This is a genomic window from Pseudomonas sp. BP11-1-1, from assembly GCF_052112105.1.
Lineage (GTDB): Bacteria > Pseudomonadota > Gammaproteobacteria > Pseudomonadales > Pseudomonadaceae > Aquipseudomonas > Aquipseudomonas alvandae.
In genome coordinates this window covers 49,138-67,322 of sequence record NZ_JAUTYU010000018.1, presented here as the reverse complement: position 1 = coordinate 67,322, position 18,185 = coordinate 49,138, and the positions used below count along the sequence as shown (strand labels likewise).

General features: G+C 59.3%; 17 protein-coding genes. 12 read left to right on the top strand and 5 right to left on the bottom strand.

Annotation, left to right across the window (positions count from 1 at the left end; translation table 11 throughout):
- Positions 1-4: 4 nt before the first annotated feature.
- The gene (locus Q7C33_RS24270; RefSeq protein ID WP_030140206.1) at positions 5-637 is read right to left on the bottom strand and encodes a phosphotransferase; all 633 of its coding nucleotides are present in this window, start codon (positions 635-637) and stop codon (positions 5-7) included.
- A gap of 152 nt (positions 638-789) precedes the next feature.
- Here Q7C33_RS24270 and Q7C33_RS24265 point away from each other — a divergent pair, with 152 nt between their 5' ends.
- The 10 genes from Q7C33_RS24265 to Q7C33_RS24220 all read left to right on the top strand — a co-directional run bounded on the left by Q7C33_RS24265 (position 790) and on the right by Q7C33_RS24220 (position 12,242).
- The gene (locus Q7C33_RS24265; RefSeq protein ID WP_258648772.1) at positions 790-1,902 is read left to right on the top strand and encodes a capsular polysaccharide export protein, LipB/KpsS family; all 1,113 of its coding nucleotides are present in this window, start codon (positions 790-792) and stop codon (positions 1,900-1,902) included.
- A gap of 5 nt (positions 1,903-1,907) precedes the next feature.
- Positions 1,908-3,095 (top strand): O-antigen ligase family protein, encoded by a 1,188-nt coding sequence (locus Q7C33_RS24260; protein ID WP_187293325.1) that lies wholly within the window; start codon positions 1,908-1,910, stop codon positions 3,093-3,095.
- A 127-nt stretch (positions 3,096-3,222) separates the two neighbouring features.
- Positions 3,223-5,013 (top strand): lipid A export permease/ATP-binding protein MsbA, encoded by a 1,791-nt coding sequence (gene msbA, locus Q7C33_RS24255; RefSeq protein WP_030140203.1) that lies wholly within the window; start codon positions 3,223-3,225, stop codon positions 5,011-5,013.
- On the top strand, positions 5,013-5,909 hold the full coding sequence (locus Q7C33_RS24250; protein ID WP_030140202.1) for a GNAT family N-acetyltransferase: 897 nt from the start codon (positions 5,013-5,015) through the stop codon (positions 5,907-5,909). Before msbA ends, Q7C33_RS24250 begins: the two co-directional genes overlap by 1 nt.
- Positions 5,910-5,944: 35 nt before the next feature.
- Positions 5,945-7,378: a PIG-L deacetylase family protein gene (locus tag Q7C33_RS24245; protein ID WP_407684280.1), complete on the top strand. Its 1,434-nt coding sequence runs from the start codon at positions 5,945-5,947 to the stop codon at positions 7,376-7,378.
- Positions 7,379-7,458: 80 nt separating this feature from the next.
- Positions 7,459-8,058, top strand: a complete 600-nt coding sequence (gene cysC, locus Q7C33_RS24240) for an adenylyl-sulfate kinase (RefSeq protein ID WP_030140200.1) — start codon at positions 7,459-7,461, stop codon at positions 8,056-8,058.
- Between the two features lie 97 nt (positions 8,059-8,155).
- The gene (gene hldE / locus Q7C33_RS24235; protein WP_030140199.1) at positions 8,156-9,577 is read left to right on the top strand and encodes a bifunctional D-glycero-beta-D-manno-heptose-7-phosphate kinase/D-glycero-beta-D-manno-heptose 1-phosphate adenylyltransferase HldE; all 1,422 of its coding nucleotides are present in this window, start codon (positions 8,156-8,158) and stop codon (positions 9,575-9,577) included.
- 101 nt (positions 9,578-9,678) lie between these two features.
- Positions 9,679-10,653 carry a glycosyltransferase gene (locus tag Q7C33_RS24230; RefSeq protein WP_407684279.1) on the top strand — a complete coding sequence of 325 codons (975 nt, stop codon included), beginning with the start codon at positions 9,679-9,681 and terminating at the stop codon, positions 10,651-10,653.
- Positions 10,654-10,658: 5 nt separating this feature from the next.
- Positions 10,659-11,363 (top strand): hypothetical protein, encoded by a 705-nt coding sequence (locus tag Q7C33_RS24225; RefSeq protein ID WP_030140197.1) that lies wholly within the window; start codon positions 10,659-10,661, stop codon positions 11,361-11,363.
- A gap of 72 nt (positions 11,364-11,435) precedes the next feature.
- Positions 11,436-12,242 carry a hypothetical protein gene (locus Q7C33_RS24220; RefSeq protein WP_407684278.1) on the top strand — a complete coding sequence of 269 codons (807 nt, stop codon included), beginning with the start codon at positions 11,436-11,438 and terminating at the stop codon, positions 12,240-12,242.
- Between the two features lie 2 nt (positions 12,243-12,244).
- On the opposite strand, the gene Q7C33_RS24215 is transcribed toward Q7C33_RS24220, so the two are convergent.
- The 4 genes from Q7C33_RS24215 to Q7C33_RS24200 form a co-directional block, all read right to left on the bottom strand.
- Positions 12,245-13,210: a hypothetical protein gene (locus Q7C33_RS24215; protein WP_030140195.1), complete on the bottom strand. Its 966-nt coding sequence runs from the start codon at positions 13,208-13,210 to the stop codon at positions 12,245-12,247.
- Between the two features lie 33 nt (positions 13,211-13,243).
- Positions 13,244-14,056: an aldo/keto reductase gene (locus tag Q7C33_RS24210; RefSeq protein WP_030140194.1), complete on the bottom strand. Its 813-nt coding sequence runs from the start codon at positions 14,054-14,056 to the stop codon at positions 13,244-13,246.
- Positions 14,053-15,228, bottom strand: a complete 1,176-nt coding sequence (locus tag Q7C33_RS24205; RefSeq protein ID WP_030140193.1) for an NAD(P)/FAD-dependent oxidoreductase — start codon at positions 15,226-15,228, stop codon at positions 14,053-14,055. The genes Q7C33_RS24210 and Q7C33_RS24205 overlap by 4 nt, the downstream gene beginning before the upstream one ends.
- Positions 15,229-15,512: 284 nt before the next feature.
- A complete protein-coding gene (locus Q7C33_RS24200; RefSeq protein WP_030140192.1) occupies positions 15,513-15,845 on the bottom strand; it encodes a DMT family transporter in 333 nt (110 codons plus the stop codon).
- A 103-nt stretch (positions 15,846-15,948) separates the two neighbouring features.
- On the opposite strand from Q7C33_RS24200, the gene Q7C33_RS24195 reads away from it, so the two are divergent.
- Positions 15,949-16,839 carry a LysR family transcriptional regulator gene (locus Q7C33_RS24195; RefSeq protein ID WP_030140191.1) on the top strand — a complete coding sequence of 297 codons (891 nt, stop codon included), beginning with the start codon at positions 15,949-15,951 and terminating at the stop codon, positions 16,837-16,839.
- Between the two features lie 22 nt (positions 16,840-16,861).
- Positions 16,862-18,136 carry a lipid IV(A) 3-deoxy-D-manno-octulosonic acid transferase gene (waaA, locus tag Q7C33_RS24190; protein ID WP_407684277.1) on the top strand — a complete coding sequence of 425 codons (1,275 nt, stop codon included), beginning with the start codon at positions 16,862-16,864 and terminating at the stop codon, positions 18,134-18,136.
- Positions 18,137-18,185 lie beyond the last annotated feature (49 nt).

The window sequence follows — 18,185 nt, the reverse complement described above, 5'->3', positions numbered from 1 at the left end:
CAAATCAGATGTTGAGCGCCGTTCTAAGCTCCAGTTCACTGCACGTCTGTTGGTGACTAAGGTAGTGCTGCAGAAACTGGTCGTCGCGCAGTAGCCATTCGCGGTCTTGGCGATAGCGCAGCATATGCTTGAAATTGCGTAGGCGCAGGCCTTTGCGCAATGGTCTGCCATAGCTGCGCAGGTCAGCTATATCAATCAAACCCAAAGAGTTTTCCGGCGTCAGCACGACGTTCCCCAGGTGCGCCGAGCGAAAATAGATACCGCTCTGATGCAGGCGTGCCATGAACTCACCAAGTTGTGCGCGAAGATTGCCAAGGTCGTCGCTGCCCAGCAACTGACGAAGCGTGCTGCCGGGCAGAGGGTCGTAATGGACTGCGTCACGCTCAATTGAGGGAATGCGATAGACGTGGCGAATTTGCGGACATTCGATGCCGCGCCCCTGCAAAATCTGGCAGTTGTCGGCGAAGCGCTTGGCGTAGGGCGACCACAGTGCGGAGGTCAGCAGCCGCTTGCGGCGAAACAGCTTGAACATCGAACCATCAGCCAAGCGCAGCACTTTATCCCCCTGGCGGTCAGCTTCGAGGACATCGGCACCTTCACGCAGGCTGAGGTAAACAGTATGGTCGAGCGTTTGCATCAAGGCTCCGGGGCTTGGCCCGAGGGGATGGGCAGCCGCATATGTTAACGCAGTGTGCGGGCTGCAAAAACCGCTGTGGTATAGTCGCGCCAATTTTCCAAGATGCTCGCTCTGTGTAAGGGCCTGCATGGCGCCGTCTTTCTGGAAATTCCATGACAAAAACGCTGTTCATTTCCTTGGCCAAGCATCAAGGCCTCTATTTCAATCGCTTGCTCAGCGAAACCGAATTACAGGGTAAAGTCGTCACTCCCCAACAAATGCCTTGGCCAAGGTCTCTGCTGATCTCCAGGGTCGTTTCGCGCATCGATTGGTCGAGCTTGATCCAGGAAAAATGCGAGGAGCGTCGAGTCAAGAACAAGTACGACGGCCTTCTGTATCGCTTGCTGTTACGCCTCGAACTTTTTTGGATGGCACTGCGCGCCCAGGCTTTGCTTGATCAGGAACGTCCTGATGTATTGGCGTTCTGGAACGGTTCTCATCGTTATTGCCGATTGTTGGTGGCGCTCGCGCCGACGGGCTGCAGGACGTTTTTTTTCGAGAATGGTTTGTTGCCCGATACAACGACGGTGGACCCGCGTGGCGTGAACTATCTGAATGCGGTTCCGCGCGAAGCCGATTTCTACCTCAATTACCCGCATTCGGTACCAGAGGACCAGGCGCCAGCGGTGCTGATTCCCCGTGCGCCTCGTACTACCGGCCCGGCACCGATTGCGCTACCTGGGCAGTTTATATTCATTCCCTTCCAGGATGATCGAGACAGCCAGGTTCGACTGTTCTCTCCGTGGATCAGGAATATGCGCGAGATGTTTGCGCTGGGCGAGCGCCTGGTCAAAGAGACTGGCCTGACGGTAGTTTTCAAGGAGCATCCGTCCAGCCGCGAGACGTATCCCGAGCTGCACGAGCGCTGTCATGAGCGCCTGCTCTTCGCCAATGGCAATGCCACACAGCAACTGATCGAAGCCTGCCAGTTCGTGATTACCATCAATTCGACCGTGGGGCTGGAAAGCTTGTTGTTGGGCAAGCCCGTGCTCACGCTGGGCCAGGCTTTTTTCAACATCGAGGGCCTGGTGATGCATGCCGACAACGCTGAGCGGGTGTTGGAACTGTCTCGTGCATTTCCCAAGTGGCCGCTCGATGAGCGTTTGCGGCGCAACTTTCTCCACTACCTTTCCGAGCACTACTGTATCAAGGGTGGTTGGAAGAATGCGGATAGAGCCCAGCTTCAACGAGTTACGGATCGGATATTGAGTAAAGTTGGATGCTGAGGAATATGAAAAGATTGATCGATAAGGATGTCTTGGTGGCATGGGCATCCATTGGTTTTCTGGTTCTGCTCTGTGGGGCGTGGGTCCTGCCGAGCAATAAAATGTATCACCAGATGTTGATTGTCCTGCTGTGGCTGCCCGCCTTGCTGGCGTTGTTCCATCGGGATTTCAGGCTGCTGTTCAAGCAGCCGGAGTGGGCGCTTTTTGCATTATTCATGGCTTGGACGTTATTGGTCTTGTTGGTTGAGGGCGGTGACAGCGGTTTCGGCAAGGCGAAAGTTACGCTCTACGTGACGCTGACGCTGTTCGGCATTTTGCTGGCGGCACAGAACAGTAAATGGCGGCTCGAATCGATGTTGTTGTATGCGTCGATCCTGGGCGGTTTTTTTGCTTTGGCCTCCTGGATCTATTTCTATGAGTTTGCCGCTCAGCCTTTTAGCGCACGAGTGCTTGCCATTGGCGTATGGAACACCGCCATTCCGGCCGCGCATGCGGTGGGGGCGCTCGCAATCATTGGCATTTTTACGATGCAGACCAAACGTTTCAGTCCTTTGGCAATGATGCTGTTGGTCATTCCTTTCCTGGGATATGCGATGTTTTTGGGCTTCAATCAGACACGCGGTGTATGGGTAGGCTTGGCCGCCGGTTTGTTGGTAACAGGCGTGGCCAGGCCGTCGAGGCTGACCGGAGCGTTGATCTTTCTAGGCATTGCCGGGGTCGCATTCATCGCTGTATTCAAACCCGAGATTCTATTGCAACGCGGAATTTCCTATCGGCCACAACTGTGGGGCGCTGGTGTTCGATTGATAGTGGAGCATTGGGCGACAGGGTTGGGCTTCCATGAATATTTAATTCCAATTCCTGAAATCTCGCAGTCATTCAAGCATCCCCACAACCTTTTTCTGGATACCGGTGTACGTCTCGGTGTTCCTGGGCTGATATTGTTTTGTTCGCTCTGGCTGGCTGCTGGCTGGCGTGGTTGGGTTTCACGCGCGCAGCCGCTGGGTCAAGTGTTGCTGATACTCTGGGTTTTCTCCGGCACGTCATTGCTGACAGATGGCATTGGCCTATGGCTCAAACCTAACGCGGATTGGTTCATCACGTGGCTGCCAATTGCGTTGAGCATTGTATTGGCTGCTCGTGGTACTCCCGAAATCAGCAGTTCCACCCGGAGCATTCCTGCTGCTGGCTGACGGGGCGGCGCGGTGAAGAAGTCCCTCCGCATGTTCTGCCCTTCGTCCTGTGCGGGCCGATTTAGTCGTTGGTTCGCTGTTACAATCCGCAGCCTGTCTGTCTTTTCAAACGTGCGAGGCGCACCGAATGGCCAATTCCGACCAGCAATCGAGCATGAAGATCTACCTGCGATTGCTGAAATACGTACTCCCGTATTGGGGCGCTTTCGCTGTCAGTATCGTTGGCTTCGTGTTGTTCGCATCCAGCCAGCCGATGCTGGCGGACATGCTCAAGCATTTTCTCGATGCGCTACAAAAGCCAAATGACACCCAGTTCATGGGGGTCTCGCTAGTACTGGGTGTTCCGCTATTGATAGTGCTGATTGCGGTCTACCAGGGCGTCGGTTCATTTCTTGGCAATTACTACCTCGCCAAGGTCGCCCGGGGCGTGGTCCATGACTTGCGTTGTGCGTTGTTCGACAACCTGCTGACTTTGCCCAATCGTTATTTTGACAACCATAACTCTGGCCATCTGATTTCCCGCATTACCTACAACGTGACCATGGTCACCGGTGCCGCTACCGATGCCATCAAGGTAGTCATCCGAGAAGGCCTGACCGTGGTGTTTCTGTTCGGCTACCTGCTCTACAGCAACTGGAAAATGACTTTGGTGTTGTTGGCGATATTGCCGGTCATTGCCGTCCTGGTGAGCAGTGCCAGCAAAAAATTCCGCAAGCAAAGCAAGAAAATCCAGGTGGCGATGGGCGATGTGACACACGTGGCTTCGGAAACCATTCAAGGCTATCGGGTGGTACGCAGCTTCGGCGGCGAACACTACGAAATCGAACGGTTTCATAAGGCCAGCGCGGATAACATGAACCGCAGCCTGGGCATGACCCGTACTCAATCGATCTACACGCCGATGTTGCAGTTGGTGATCTACATCGGCATGGCGGTATTGATGTACCTGGTGCTTTACCTGCGTGGCGATGCCTCGGCGGGAGAACTGGTTGCCTACATAACTGCCGCCGGGTTGCTGCCTAAGCCTATCCGTCAATTATCGGAGGTCAGCGCCACGATTCAAAAAGGGCTGGCGGCGGCGGAGAGCATTTTCGAGCAACTCGACGAAGAACCGGAAGTCGATACGGGTACCCAGGAAATAGCCAGGATCAATGGCCGCTTGGAAGTACGCAACCTGAGCTTCCAATACCCTGGCACGGAAAAGCTTGTGCTCGACGATGTTTCCTTTACTGCCGAAGAGGGCCAGATGGTCGCATTGGTTGGGCGCTCGGGCAGCGGCAAATCGACACTTGCCAATCTGATCCCGCGCTTCTACCACCATGACAAGGGCCAGATACTGCTGGACGGAGTGGATGTCGAGCAATACAGACTGACCAACCTGCGCCGCCATATCGCCCTGGTAAATCAACAGGTGACGCTGTTCAACGACACTGTTACCAATAATATCGCCTATGGCGACCTGGCCGGCGCACCGTTTGAAGACGTATGCAAGGCAGCTGAAGACGCTTATGCGGCCGAGTTCATCGTGCAGATGCCTCAGGGGTATGACACTTTGGTGGGTGAGAACGGAGTCTTGCTTTCGGGTGGCCAGCGCCAACGTCTGGCGATTGCCCGGGCTTTGCTCAAGAATGCTCCGCTGCTGATTCTTGATGAGGCGACGTCGGCCCTGGACACTGAGTCCGAGCGCCATATCCAGGCAGCCCTGGACCAGGTGATGAAGGGCCGTACCACCCTGGTAATTGCCCACCGGTTGTCCACCATTGAAAAGGCCGATCTTATTCTCCTGATGGATAAAGGCCGTATTGTCGAGCGAGGCACACATGCCGAGCTGTTGGCATTGAACGGCTTTTACGCACGCCTGCACGAAAAGGATTTTGTCGAGGAAACTGACGAGGCGGCGAAGGAGTCCTTCGTTTGATCCTGAGTCATTGGCGGACCTGGCGAGAAAGCGGTTGGACACCCATAGACGCTGCGGCTTACGCCCGAGCCTGGCATGAGTTCGGCGGCAGCGTGGCGACACACCCTGATGTGGTCGAACGCCTGGCCGGGTTGGTGGGTATCGCGGTGCGTTACCTTGGATGGTTTGCCAACGGCCAACTGTGTGCCGCCATGCCAACGTGGGGCCGTCATGTTGCGCTATCAAAGGATGTGCTCAAGCGTGAAGGCAAGCGGGGCATGCTCGATCTTGGCAATGCCGAGGTCATCCTGCCCATCCGTGAAGACGCCCAGATTCGCCTGCGGCACCGCATGCGCTATGTATCGGAACTCAATGCCCCACTGGTTCTCGGCCTCGCTGAGCAGTCCGAAGGCCTGGCACTGGCGCGGGAGCCTGAGGAGTACAGCAAGAAGTTCCGTTATAACCAGCGTCGTGAGCAGCGCTTGCTTGAGGATGCCGGTGGCATTATCCGGTCGATACTGGAGTTGTCCGCCAGTGAACAGGCCGCCGTTTATGCCGACTTGTTCCAGCGTCGATGGAATTTCGAGGCGCCTGGCAAGACGCATCTGGCCGAGGTGTTTAGCCTGATGCGTGAGTTCATGACCGGATCGCTGATCTACCTGAATGACGAGCCGGTGGCCATCCAGATTCTCTATAGGGTCGAGGCGCCCAAGTGGGTCAGCCTTGAATATATCAACGGCGGGGTTGACCCGCAGAGTCGCGAGTTCAGCCCTGGCAGCGTACTCAGTTACGTCAATACCCAGGCCGAGTGGGAGCATGCCCGGGCGCTTGGGAAGCCGTTGCGTTACTCGTTCGGCCGTGCCGATCGTGAATACAAGGACCGATGGTGCAAGCGGGTTCCGGTCTATCAGGTTTGACCAAAGACACAACCCATGAGCGAGAGAGACAAACCGTGAGCGCACGCAAGCAGCAATTGCTAAAACGTCATCGTCAACGCAAGCGCCTGCTGCTGGTTGGCGTATTGTTGGCAGCGTTGCTGCTTGGCTATACGGTGTCGTGGTGGTCGCTCGTGGTGTTTCTTGCGGTGGGCTGGGTTGCGCACGAGGCCTGGCTCTCCGACCATCTGTTCTATGCCCCCGGTGATGACTATCGCTATGAGTTTCCGGCGGGCACTCCGCAATTTCCTGTCACGCTGAGGGAAGGTTGCCTGCAAGTCGCGGGGGCGTTCGATACTCATCAGACACTGGTCTTGCAGGTACGGGTAAAAAGCAGCTGGTTGGGGCATTTTCTTGATCCCCAGGTTCTGATCGGTGATGACCGTCAGGACTTGGAGAGGGGGGTTGGCGCAGAGCGCTTTCTCAACCTGACCGGGCAAGGGCAGGCACTGGCGTCCGGAACCCTGGCGCTACGCGGTCGTTTTTGCAAAGTTGCGCCACAGGCTACGTTGCATGTCCTGAGCAACCCGGATTTCGCCCAGCAGCGTTTGCTGATCGTCGCACCACATGCCGACGATGCCGAACTGGCGGCCTTCGGGCTATACAGCCGCGCGCCAGAGGTCGCTATCGTTACACTCACCCAAGGAGAGATCGAGGCTGAGCGTTATCGCGATATGGGCCTGGACCCTGCGCAAGCCGCTCGTCTCAAGGGGCGCTTGCGCAGTTGGGACAGCCTGGCGGTGCCTTTATGGGGCGGGGTGGCACAACAGCAATGTGTTCAGTTGGGCTACTACTGCCTGCAATTGGATGCCATGGCGAAGGCACCGGCCCAGAGCTTCGGTTCGCTGGAGTCGGGCGAGAACGATATCCGCGAAGTCCGTCGATTCAATGCCCTGAGCCTGCCGGGTGACGTTGATGGCATGCCCACATGGCGTAACCTGGTGGCCGACCTGACTCACCTGCTCGAACATCATCGACCCGAGGTGGTACTCACGCCGCATCCAGAGCTGGACCCCCACAGCGACCACATCGCGGGCACGCGGGCGTTGATGGAGGCGATCGAACTCAGCGCCTGGCGGCCGCAGACATTACTGCTCTATGCCAACCACCTGCACGACAACGACCGTTGGCCAATGGGCCCGGCGGGTTATGGCATCGCGCTGCCACCCGCCATCGAGCCTTTGCCGGCCGATGGGTTGTGGAGCCCTTTGCTGGATGCTTCCGTGCGCATGGACAAGGCTATGGCACTGGGGATGCAACATGACCTGCAGGGCCGTCCTCCGTTCAAGCGCCGCTTGCGCCGCACCATCCAGCGGTTGCTAGCCGGGCGCCACTGGCCTCGTACCGGAGAGGACGAGTTCTTTCGAAAGTCGGTTCGCCGGCACGAACTCTTCTGGGTTCGGCGTTTGGGTATGTCACCGCAGGACGACGGCCAGACCCGCCGCCCTTGATTCGTTGAGCTGGCTGAATCAGCCTGTGCTTTACTTCTGAGCAATCGGTAAGTACGGGAGGTGCTTGATTCATGGAACGAATGTCAAAAACGGCGTCCATTCAAAAACAGAATCCGGCTCACGCGTTGACGATCTCCCCGCAGGCTCGGGCCGCGATCAAATTCCAACAACCGCGATGCATCTGGTTGACTGGCCTTTCCGGGGCAGGGAAGTCGACCCTGGCCAATGCATTGGATGTGCGGTTGCACGAGCAGGGCTTTCACACCTGCCTGCTTGACGGTGACAACCTGCGCCAGGGGTTGTGCAGCGACCTCGGCATGACGCCTGAAGCGCGCAAGGAAAATATCCGACGCATCGCCGAAGTCGCGCGGCTGATGGTGGACGCCGGGCTGGTTGTTATTGTCGCGGCCATTTCGCCCTATCGAGCCGATCGTGAGGCCGCGCGACATTTGTTTCCTGAGGGATCCTTCTTTGAAGTCTATGTCAGCACCCCCTTCGAGGTGTGTGCTCGGCGTGACCCCAAGGGCCTCTATCGAGAGGCGCGTGCCGGACGGCTGAAAAATTTCACTGGCCTCGACAGCCCATATGAAGCTCCGGTGGCACCTGATTGCGATATCGACACCGGCGACCTGGAACTGAGCGAGGCTTGCGAGCGGTTATGGGCATCGGTACAGCCCTGACCCAACAATCTGTCACATCCGGCTACAGCCATGGACGAGCCTTCTCCAGCCCTGTGCTAATATCCCCGCCCTGTTCATTTTGTATGTGGAATGCTCCATGAAGTTGTCCATGCCGCGATTCGATCAAGCCCCTGTATTGGTGGTCGGCGATGTCATGCTCGACCGCTACTGGCATGGCGGTACATCACGGATTTCCCCCGAGGCCCCGGTACCGGTGGTCAGGGTCGAGCACATCGAGGATCGCCCCGGCGGTGCCGCCAACGTTGCCCTGAACATCGCCGCACTCGGTGCGCCGGCGTCGTTGGTGGGCGTGACCGGTGATGACGAGGCTGCCGAGAGCCTGGCCAACAGCCTCAAGGGCGCGGGTGTTCGGGCGATTTTCCAGCGCATTGCGCATCAGCCAACCATCGTCAAGCTCCGAGTCATCAGTCGTCACCAGCAATTGCTGCGCATCGATTTCGAAGAACCGTTCGCCACCGATCCGCTGTCCCTCGGTGCCGAGGTCGATAGCCTGCTCGAAGGGATCAAGGTCCTGGTGTTGTCGGACTACGGCAAAGGTGCGTTGAAGAACCATCAGGTGCTGATCCAGGCTGCTCGTGCCCGTGGCATTCCGGTGTTGGCCGATCCCAAGGGCAAGGACTTTTCCATTTATCGTGGCGCCAGCCTGATCACGCCGAACCTCAGCGAGTTCGAGGCCATCGTCGGCGGTTGCGCTGATGAACACGAGTTGGTGAGCAAGGGCGCGCAGTTGATGCACGACCTCGAACTGGGGGCGTTGCTGGTCACCCGAGGCGAGCATGGCATGACGCTGCTACGGCCTGATCACCCGGCTCTGCACTTGCCGGCCCGAGCCCGTGAAGTGTTTGACGTGACGGGCGCCGGCGACACCGTGATTTCCACGCTCGCGGCCGCCATCGCTGCCGGCGAAGAACTGCCCCATGCAGTAGCCCTGGCGAACCTGGCCGCCGGTATCGTTGTCGGTAAACTCGGTACGGCTGCTATCAGCGCGCCTGAGCTGCGTCGCGCCATTCAACGTGAAGAAGGGTCCGAGCGGGGTGTGTTGGGTCTTGAGCAACTGCTGCTGGCGGTTGACGACGCCCGTGCCCACAACGAAAGAATCGTGTTCACCAACGGTTGCTTCGATATTCTCCATGCAGGCCACGTGACCTATCTCGAACAAGCCAGGGCACAGGGCGATCGCTTGATCGTCGCGGTCAATGACGATGCATCCGTGAGTCGCCTGAAGGGACCGGGGCGCCCAATCAACAGCGTCGACCGACGCATGGCGGTCCTGGCCGGCCTTGGCGCGGTGGACTGGGTGATCAGCTTCAGCGAAGGCACGCCGGAAAACCTGCTGTCCCAGGTCAAGCCGGATGTGCTGGTCAAGGGCGGTGACTATGGGATTGATCAGGTCGTGGGTGCGAACATCGTCACGGCCTACGGTGGCACCGTGAAGGTATTGGGACTGGTGGAAAACAGTTCGACAACGGCTATTGTCGAGAAGATTCGCAGCCACTGAATCTTCTTGCCTTCCGGGAGGTCCTACATGGCAAGTTTCGACCATTGGGGTCGAGCTTGCCCCCCCGGCTCTGGTTGTTTCAGTCTTTGGCTTATTAACTTATGAAAGTCATGCTTCTGGTGATGGCTGAACAGCGTGTGATTCTCGACCGCCTGTATCAGGTCGTGCAGGAAAACTGCAACGACTGCTCCCTCTATCGCTTGACCAAGCAGCAGCAAAAGAAGCTTGGCCGATTCCTTGTCTCGGCCAATTATCAGGATTTCGACCGGGTGGTGATCTTTTCGCGGGTCAAACGCCTCGCCCCGCAACTTAGCGTATTGAAGTGCATTCCGGGACTGATCTTCCTCGAACACGACGCTTATCAGAACTACATGCGCGAAAGTAAATACTACGGCGTTTATTCGCGCCTATACCGCCGCTTGCCCAGTTGCCGTGCCTTGGTGTCAGGGGCGCTGGTGGCGCGACGGATGCAAGCCGAGAACATCGATGCTGTGTTCGTTTCCAAAGGTTATGACGAACAGATGCTGCACAACACCGGCAGCGTACGGGATATTCCCATTGGTTTTCTCGGCAGCCTCAAAAGCACTGAATATGCGCGACGCCGAGCGTTGCTTGAAGCCTTGGCTCAACGCACCGGTATGCTGGTGACGCGTACTCAGTCAGGCCGCGAGTATCTGGAGACACTCAATCGCATCAAGATTTTTGTCAGCGCCGACCTGGGCATGGGGGAGTTCATGATCAAGAACTTCGAGGCCATGGCCTGTGGTTGCGTGCTGTTGGCTTGGAGCCAGGGCGAGGAAGACAGATTGCTGGGCTTCGAGGACATGGAAAACACCGTCTTCTATCGCTCCGAAGCTGAGGCGGTGGAGAAACTCGAAATGCTGCAGCGTGATCCGGAACTGGCCGCGCGAATCGCCCGCAATGGCCAAGCCTTCGCCGAGCGTCGCTATTCGTTTGCGCGCGTCGGGCAGGCCTTGGCCGAGGAAATCCAGCGTGATATGCGTCCCTGGCAAGCCCCATCGGCGCTCACTCGCGGATGGGTCAAGCTGCGCTATGGCATGAAGGTGCCGGGGTAAGCGACATGGCGGATCGGGTTCCTCGAATCAATGACGAAATGGCGCTCGACAAATTGCCTGGCGGTCATCAATCACTGATGGGGGCCTTGCCCCAGGCGTTGAAGAATTGCTTGGAAAGGGCCGCGCGGGTGGTGCTGGTGGCGAATAACCCAGCCATCACCGCGGCTGACTTCCAGGCACTCGACATCGGCAGTGACGACGTGGTCGTGACGTTCAATACCTGCGTGAAGTCGGCACTGCTCCGTCCGCACAGCGTTAATGTGTTCGTCCATGGCTTCAATGCCCCCGACGCTTATTTCTTCGGCCTGCCCTACAACGCCGAGGTGCAGCGATTGTTCGGCTTGCCCGACGCACGTTGTTTCACAATGTTGGTGGGGTGCACCGGGAATATGTCGCCACTACCGGGCGTGACCTTGTATTGGGAGCGCATGCCATTACCCCCTTTGTGGAACTACCCGGTCGACCGGGAGGGTGGCAAGCGCTATGTAGGCCCTTCGACGGGCTTCAACGCGCTGGTGCTGTTCGATTGGTTGCGCGGCCATGCGGGTTATAACTATCAAATCTTCACCTTGGGTTTCTCCAACGAAGCGGGAAAGTTCTGGAGCGGGCACGCTTGGGAGTACGAGCGACAGTGGCTGCTCGGGGCCGATGTAACCGTTGTGCCGTTGCAACGCTGCCGTTGGTGGCAAAGGTGGTTTCGTCGGCCTTGAGTCGCATTGGCATGACGAGTCGCTTGATGCGATGCCGCCGGGCAATTCTTTTTAACGACAAGGGCAGGACGCGTGTTGAAAGTTGCGCTGGCTTTTTTTGGTATTCCGAGAAACTCGGAAATCTGTTTCCCCTCCATTCAAGAAAACGCCCTGGCACAGATTCCTGCCGGGAGCGAAGTGCGGTGTTTTTATCACCTGTACAAAATTGATGAAGTCCGCAATCCGCGCTCGGGGGAGCAAGGTGAACTGAAAGCGGACAACTACGCACCGTTCACCACCATGACCGGTCGCCTGGAGTCCACCGAAGGTGTCCTGGAGCGTTGGGACTTCGAGCGGGTCAAGGCCTTGGGCGATACCTGGGGAGATGAGCATGCGTCGCTCAGGAATCTGATCTACCAGCTCAATTCCTTGAATACCGTGACTGCCATGATGGAGCCGTTCGATCCGGATTTCGTCGTGTTTGTGCGTCCCGACAACTTCTACCATACAGCGCTGCCCGCTTATATTTTTGCCCACCCCGACGCGCGCCGATTGAATGCCTACATACCGGATTGGCAATGGTGGGGAGGCTTGAATGACCGCTTTGCTGTGTGTGGGCGCGATGCCTACCGGGCCTATGGCAAGCGGATCGAACGCATTTTCGATTTTTGCAAGGCTACGGGCAGGAAACTGCATTCCGAACGGCTGCTCAAATACGCGTTGCAACAAGCACAGGTGAAAGTCTGCACACTGGCGACCACGGCATCACGGGTACGAATCGATGGGACCTTCGCCGAAGAATCATTCTCGCCCAAGCGCGGCATGGGGAAGCGAGAGAACCGTTATTTCCACCTGTTTGCGCAGTGGCGGACGTATTGGGATAAACGACGCTCCGCTTGACGTTATTTATGCAGCGTCCCGCGAACCATGCGCATCAGGCCCATGGCCTTCTTGTGCAAGTTGGTCAGGCCTTGGCGACGAGGCGTGTGTACTTCCAAGCCCTGTTTCACGAGCCAATCCTTCCAGCGGATGCGTTCGTCGCGTACCACCCAACCCTCCTGGCTGGCGAAGCTTTCGGCCAAGTGCAGGCCCCGGGTGCTTGCCGCAACCAGACGATCACGTTTAAGGGTGTAGAGCTCACCGATCGGCTTGCCGTTTTCAAGTGGCATCAGGTACAGATCGGGGCGCTTGCGGTCCAGGCGCGCCACCAGTTGATCGCCTTCCAATCGTTCATCGACATGAAACAGGCTCAGGGACTTGGCTTCCTTGGGCACGTCCAGGCGCAAGTCATAAATCAGTTGCAGCGATGCCGTCGGCAAATGCACATAGGCCCGTGGGCGTTCGATCAGTTGCAGGTTGGCGCAGCGCACCGGGCGGGCCGAGCCGGATAGCGGAGCCAGGCGAAACGGCAAGGCTTCGCGATAATGCAGCGCACTCGAATAAGGCGCGGGCAGCCAGGTGTCGTTGAAGCGTCCGCCGAGCCAACCTTCCGGTGTTTCCAGCAGGCATTCTTCGGCTATTTCGTTGATGGCGGTGAGCAGCGGCAGGTTCAACTCATGGGCGGGGACGTAACCGGAGATCAGCTTGAGTACCACGTCGCCGCGATCTTGGCGACGCTGGCGCACCAGTACCCAATATTCGCGGTTCTGCCAATGCAAGGTCAGGCGCACCGAGACGCCCAGGTTCGCCAGTTCGAGGGAAAAACGTTCCGCATCGGCCACCGCTACAGGGCGGCGACGCTGTAAGGTCTGGGCGAAATTCAACGGCATTCCGATGCTCTGGTAGGTCAGGCCTTCGGGTGTCGCTTCGACGAACAGGGGCAGGGTCTTGAAGTTGCTTGGATTTTTCCTGATGAGCGTACGCGGCATGTCAGCTCCTGCTTGATGCCGCGCAGGGCGGCTTCAGTTTTGACGTAGGACGTTGGCTACGGTCGCAACGTTATGGGCGAGGTGCAGCGGATCAATGGTGCCGACAATAGCACTGGCAACCCCTGGATGCTCGAACAACAGTTCGAAGCTGGCACGGACCGGGTCCTCTCCGGGGCTCAGGCAGACGTGACCGCTGGCCAGGGCTTTTTTCACCAGGATCGCCTTGCCGTGCTCGCTTGCGTAGTCAATGACAGCCTTTTCGCTTCGTTCGTTCAGATTGTAGGTGACCATCGCGCAGTCGCCTTGCTCCAGGGCTTTCAAGCCGCCGTCGACGGTCTTGCCGGAAAAACCGAAACCACCGATCTTGCCCTCGCGCTTGAGTGCCGCCAGGGTCGGATAGACATCGCTGTCGTTGAGGATCGACAGATCATTGCCGTCCGAATGCACCAGCACCAGGTCGATGTAGTCCGTTTCCAGGCGCTTGAGGCTGCGTTCCACCGAGAACCGCGTATGGCTGGCGCTGAAGTCATGGCGCGACTGGCCGTCGCTGAACTCCTCGCCGACCTTGCTGACAATCACCCAGTCCTGACGCTGGCCGCGCAGCAGCGGGCCGAGGCGCTCTTCGCTGCGGCCATAGGCCGGCGCGGTGTCGATCAGGTTGATGCCCAGGTCGCGCGCCAACTTGAGCAACATGCGTGCTTCGTCGTCATCGGGAATGCGAAAACCGTTGGGGTATTTGACGCCCTGGTCGCGGCCGAGCTTGACCGTGCCCAGGCCCAGGGGCGACACCTTCGGGCCGTTGTGGCCCAGCGGGCGATGCAAGTCATGCAGGGTCGGTTGGCTCATGGCAACAGTTGCTCCCAGGCTGGTATGCCCATGGGCGGTTTGGGCAGGTCCGGCAGCGGGGCGGCGTGGCTTGGCTGGATGCCGTCGCGTTGCAGTGCTGCGATCACTCGATCGGAAAAGTCCGGAGCCAGTGCCAACTTGGTTGGCCAGCCCACCAAGAGGCGATCCTGTTCGGCGACGAAAGCATTGTCGGGGCGGGTCAGGCCCGATTGCAGCGGTTCGGCGCGAGCGACTCGCAACGTGGCCCATTGCGCGGTGCTGAGGTCGATCCACGGCAGCAGTTGGCCGAGTTCCTTCTGGGCGACGGCAATCTGCGCGGCCGGTTCACGGGCGACGGCGTCGCCTTCGGCGAGGTCGCCGCCCATGTACCAGACCCATTGGCCGTCAGCGGCGGGATGGGTGGTCACGGTGACGCGCGGCTTCGGTCCGCCGCCCAGGCAATGGGCATACAGCGGCTTGAGGCCTGGTCCCTTGGCCAGGACCATGTGCAGCGGTCGGGTCTGCATGGCCGGCTGGTCCAGGCCCAGGGCCTTGAGGAGGTCAGCGGTGCCACCGCCGGCACTGAGGACAATACGCTGGGCGCGGATTTCACGACCGTCGACCTTCAGTCCGATCAGTTTGCCTTCTTCATGCAGCGGCTCGATATGCTGGCCGGCCAGCAGGCTGTCACCGGCCAGTTCCGCCAGGCGGGCGATCAGGCTGGGGACGTCCACGACCAATTCGGACAGGCGATAGACCTTGCCCTTGAAACGCTTGTCTTGCAGGGCGGGCGGCAGTTGCTCGCCCTTGACCTGGTCAACGCGTCCGCGCACAGCCTTGCTGGCGAAGAAGCTGGTGAGGTTGCCTGCCAGGGTTCCGGGGGACCAGAGGTAATGGGCATCGGACAGCATGCGTACGCCCGCCAGGTCCAGCTCGCCATCACCCTTCAAGGCCTCGCGCCAGCGGCGTGGCATGTCGGCAATGGCTTCCGAGGCGCCGGTCAGGGCGCCATGCAAGGCGTACTTGGCGCCGCCGTGGATGATGCCCTGGGATTTGACACTCTGCCCGCCGCCGAGGCTGGCGCTTTCCACCAGCACGGTTGAAAACCCCTGGCGGCGCAAGCGCGCATTCAGCCAGAGGCCGGCGACTCCGGCGCCGACAATCAGGATGTCGGTGGAAATAACGGATGGCATGCAGCGACCTCAGAATTCAAGACGAGGGCGCAGTATACAGACTCGACGAAGAGGGCATTTGTTGGCGATCAATGTCGGAACCTTGCGAGCAACGCTATTGTGGCGAGGGGATTTATCCCCGTTGGGCTGCGCAGCAGCCCCCCAAACCAGACAACTCGGTGTGCCAGTCAGATTGAGCTCGTTGCTTTTGGGGCGGCTGCGCAGCCCAGCGGGGATAAATCCCCTCGCCACAAGTGCATTCCAACTCAATAATAATGCGTTTGAGTTTGAAGAACCGTGTGGTTTCAGTGCCCGGCGGTTTTGGAAAAAAGCTGGATCACCACCACCCCCAACACGATCAACGCCATCCCCAGCATCGCCGGCGCGTCCAGTTTCTGCCCGTAGATGAACAGCGCCGCGACGCTGACCATGACGATCCCCAGGCCGGCCCAGACCGCATAGGCCACGCCCACCGGAACAGTGCGCACCACCAGCGTCAGCATCCAGAATGCAGTGCCGTAGCCGACGATGACCAGCAGCAAGGGCAGTGGCGCGCTGAGGCCCTTGATCGCTTTCATCGACACGGTGGCGATGACTTCGGCGCAGATGGCAATGGCGAGGTAGTAGTAGGCGTTCATGGGCGAATCCTCTGTGACTGTTGCGTCGTTCGATGGCCCCATTCTAGGGATTGGGCAGATGCGGTAAAGTCATTACCTATCTGCAATGGAGATAGGTTGCGCCATGAATACTCAATGGAATCTGGAACAACTGCGGCTGTTCGTCGGCGTCGCCGAGAAGCGTTCGTTCTCCGCCGTGGCCCGGGATCAGCGCAAGGCCCAGTCAGCCATCAGCAGCGCGATTGCGATGTTGGAAGAAGACTTGGGGGTGAGCCTGTTCGAACGCAGCAGCGGTCGTCAGCCCAAGCTCACCGACGCGGGCGTGGCGCTGCTTGAGGAGGCCCGGGAAGTGTTGCGCCAATGCGAGCGCCTCAACGGCCGGGCCTTGGCCCTGATGCGTGGGCAGGAGGCGTCGCTGCGCCTGGCCCAGGACGAAGCCATGCCTTATCAGCCCGTCATCGACAGCCTGGCGGCGCTGGCCGAACGATTCCCCACGCTTGAAGTACAGCTGGCCAGCGCCGCCCAAGGCGATGTGGCGCGCAAGCTGGTGGAACGTCGCGCCGACCTTGGGTTGTTGTTCTATCACGACCAGATCCCCGAGGCGTTGGAGCGCCGGGTACTGGGCAGCGTGGAGATGGTCACGGTGTGCGGCCGGAATCATCCGCTGGCGCACCATGAATATGTGTCATGCCTGGAAATGGCCCGGCATCGCCAGTTGCTGATGGCGACCCAATCCAGCGTCTATCCCGGCAGCGAACAGGCCAGCCCGCAAGTCTGGCGCGCTGACAGCTTCTACGTGCTGGCCGAGTGGTTGAGGAGTGGCCTGGGCTGGGCCTGGTTGCCGCGGCATGTCGTGCAATACCCGGCGTACCTGGGGGATATGGTCGAACTCAACAGCGAATGGACCCCGCCGGCCCTGGTGGTGGAGCTGGTCTGGCGCCGCGATGAACCCCTTGGCCCCGCCGCCCGGTGGCTGGCGGAACGTTTTGCCGTGCAGTTGCAGGCGATCGGCTGAAAAACCGATAAACTCCGCCGCCATGAACAGAACTCTCTATAGCGCGTTGTTTTACTTGGGGCTGCCACTGGTAGCGATTCGACTGTGGCTGCGGGCTCGCAAGGCGCCGGCGTATGCGCGGCGTATCGGCGAGCGGTTCTCGTGGGGCTTGCCGACGATGGCGCCGGGCGGCATCTGGGTCCACGCGGTGTCGGTGGGCGAAAGCATCGCCGCCGCGCCGATGATTCGCGCGTTGTTGCAGCGTTATCCACAGCTCCCGATCACCGTGACGTGCATGACGCCCACCGGTTCGGAGCGGATCAAGGCGTTGTTCGCCAATGAACCGCGCGTCCAGCATTGCTATCTGCCTTATGACTTGCCGTGCGCGGCCAAGCGTTTCCTCGACCGGGCCCGGCCGAAACTGGCGGTGATCATGGAAACCGAACTGTGGCCCAATCACATCCATCAATGCGCCCGGCGCGGCATTCCCGTGGCGTTGGCGAACGCGCGGTTGTCGGAGCGTTCGGCGCGCGGTTATGCGCGTTTTCCCAAGTTGACCCGGCCGATGCTCGCCGAGATGAACCTGTTCTCGGTGCAGACCGAAGCCGAGGCCGAGCGCTTTCGCCAGCTCGGTGCCAGGGCGGAAACCGTCGAAGTCACGGGCTCCATCAAGTTCGACCTGACCATCGACCCGCAACTGCTCGAAAGCGCCAGCGCCTTGCGCCGTCAATGGCAAGCGGTGGAGCGCCCGGTGTGGATCGCCGCCAGCACCCATGAGGGCGAGGACGAAGTGGTATTGACCGCCCACCGGCGATTGCTCGACAGCTATCCCGATGCGCTGCTGATCCTGGTGCCGCGTCATCCGGAGCGATTCGATTCAGTGGCGCAATTGTGCGAGCGCGAGGGTTTTGCCACGGTCCGGCGTTCCAGTGCTCAGCCGGTCGGCCCGCAGACCTCGGTATTGCTGGGCGATACCATGGGCGAGCTGCTGTTTCTCTATGCGTTGGCCGACAGCGCATTTGTCGGCGGCAGCCTGGTGCCCAACGGCGGGCACAACCTGCTCGAACCGGCGGCACTGGCAAAACCGGTGCTCAGCGGGCCGCACTTGTTCAACTTTCTCGAAATCGCCGCGCAACTGCGTGTGGCCGGGGCTCTGGCGGAGGTGGAAGATGCTGAAAGCCTGGCCCTGGCGGTTCAGCGCCTGTTCGAGTTGCCTCGGGACGCCCAGCGCATGGCCGAGGCGGGATTGGTGGTGATGCGCCGCAACCAGGGTGCGTTGCAGCGATTGCTGGATGGGTTGGGGCGGTTGCTCGACTGAGCGCGAGTCCTGCATCTATGGCAGGGATTTATCTGTGGCGAGGGGATTT

Coding starts and splice junctions, on each gene's coding strand:
- Q7C33_RS24270 (WP_030140206.1), bottom strand. CDS start 637: ATGCAAACGCTCGACCATACTGTTTACCTCAGCCTGCGTGAAGGTGCC.
- Q7C33_RS24265 (WP_258648772.1), top strand. CDS start 790: ATGACAAAAACGCTGTTCATTTCCTTGGCCAAGCATCAAGGCCTCTAT.
- Q7C33_RS24260 (WP_187293325.1), top strand. CDS start 1,908: ATGAAAAGATTGATCGATAAGGATGTCTTGGTGGCATGGGCATCCATT.
- msbA (WP_030140203.1), top strand. CDS start 3,223: ATGGCCAATTCCGACCAGCAATCGAGCATGAAGATCTACCTGCGATTG.
- cysC (WP_030140200.1), top strand. CDS start 7,459: ATGTCAAAAACGGCGTCCATTCAAAAACAGAATCCGGCTCACGCGTTG.
- hldE (WP_030140199.1), top strand. CDS start 8,156: ATGAAGTTGTCCATGCCGCGATTCGATCAAGCCCCTGTATTGGTGGTC.
- Q7C33_RS24230 (WP_407684279.1), top strand. CDS start 9,679: ATGAAAGTCATGCTTCTGGTGATGGCTGAACAGCGTGTGATTCTCGAC.
- Q7C33_RS24225 (WP_030140197.1), top strand. CDS start 10,659: ATGGCGGATCGGGTTCCTCGAATCAATGACGAAATGGCGCTCGACAAA.
- Q7C33_RS24215 (WP_030140195.1), bottom strand. CDS start 13,210: ATGCCGCGTACGCTCATCAGGAAAAATCCAAGCAACTTCAAGACCCTG.
- Q7C33_RS24210 (WP_030140194.1), bottom strand. CDS start 14,056: ATGAGCCAACCGACCCTGCATGACTTGCATCGCCCGCTGGGCCACAAC.
- Q7C33_RS24205 (WP_030140193.1), bottom strand. CDS start 15,228: ATGCCATCCGTTATTTCCACCGACATCCTGATTGTCGGCGCCGGAGTC.
- Q7C33_RS24200 (WP_030140192.1), bottom strand. CDS start 15,845: ATGAACGCCTACTACTACCTCGCCATTGCCATCTGCGCCGAAGTCATC.
- Q7C33_RS24195 (WP_030140191.1), top strand. CDS start 15,949: ATGAATACTCAATGGAATCTGGAACAACTGCGGCTGTTCGTCGGCGTC.
- waaA (WP_407684277.1), top strand. CDS start 16,862: ATGAACAGAACTCTCTATAGCGCGTTGTTTTACTTGGGGCTGCCACTG.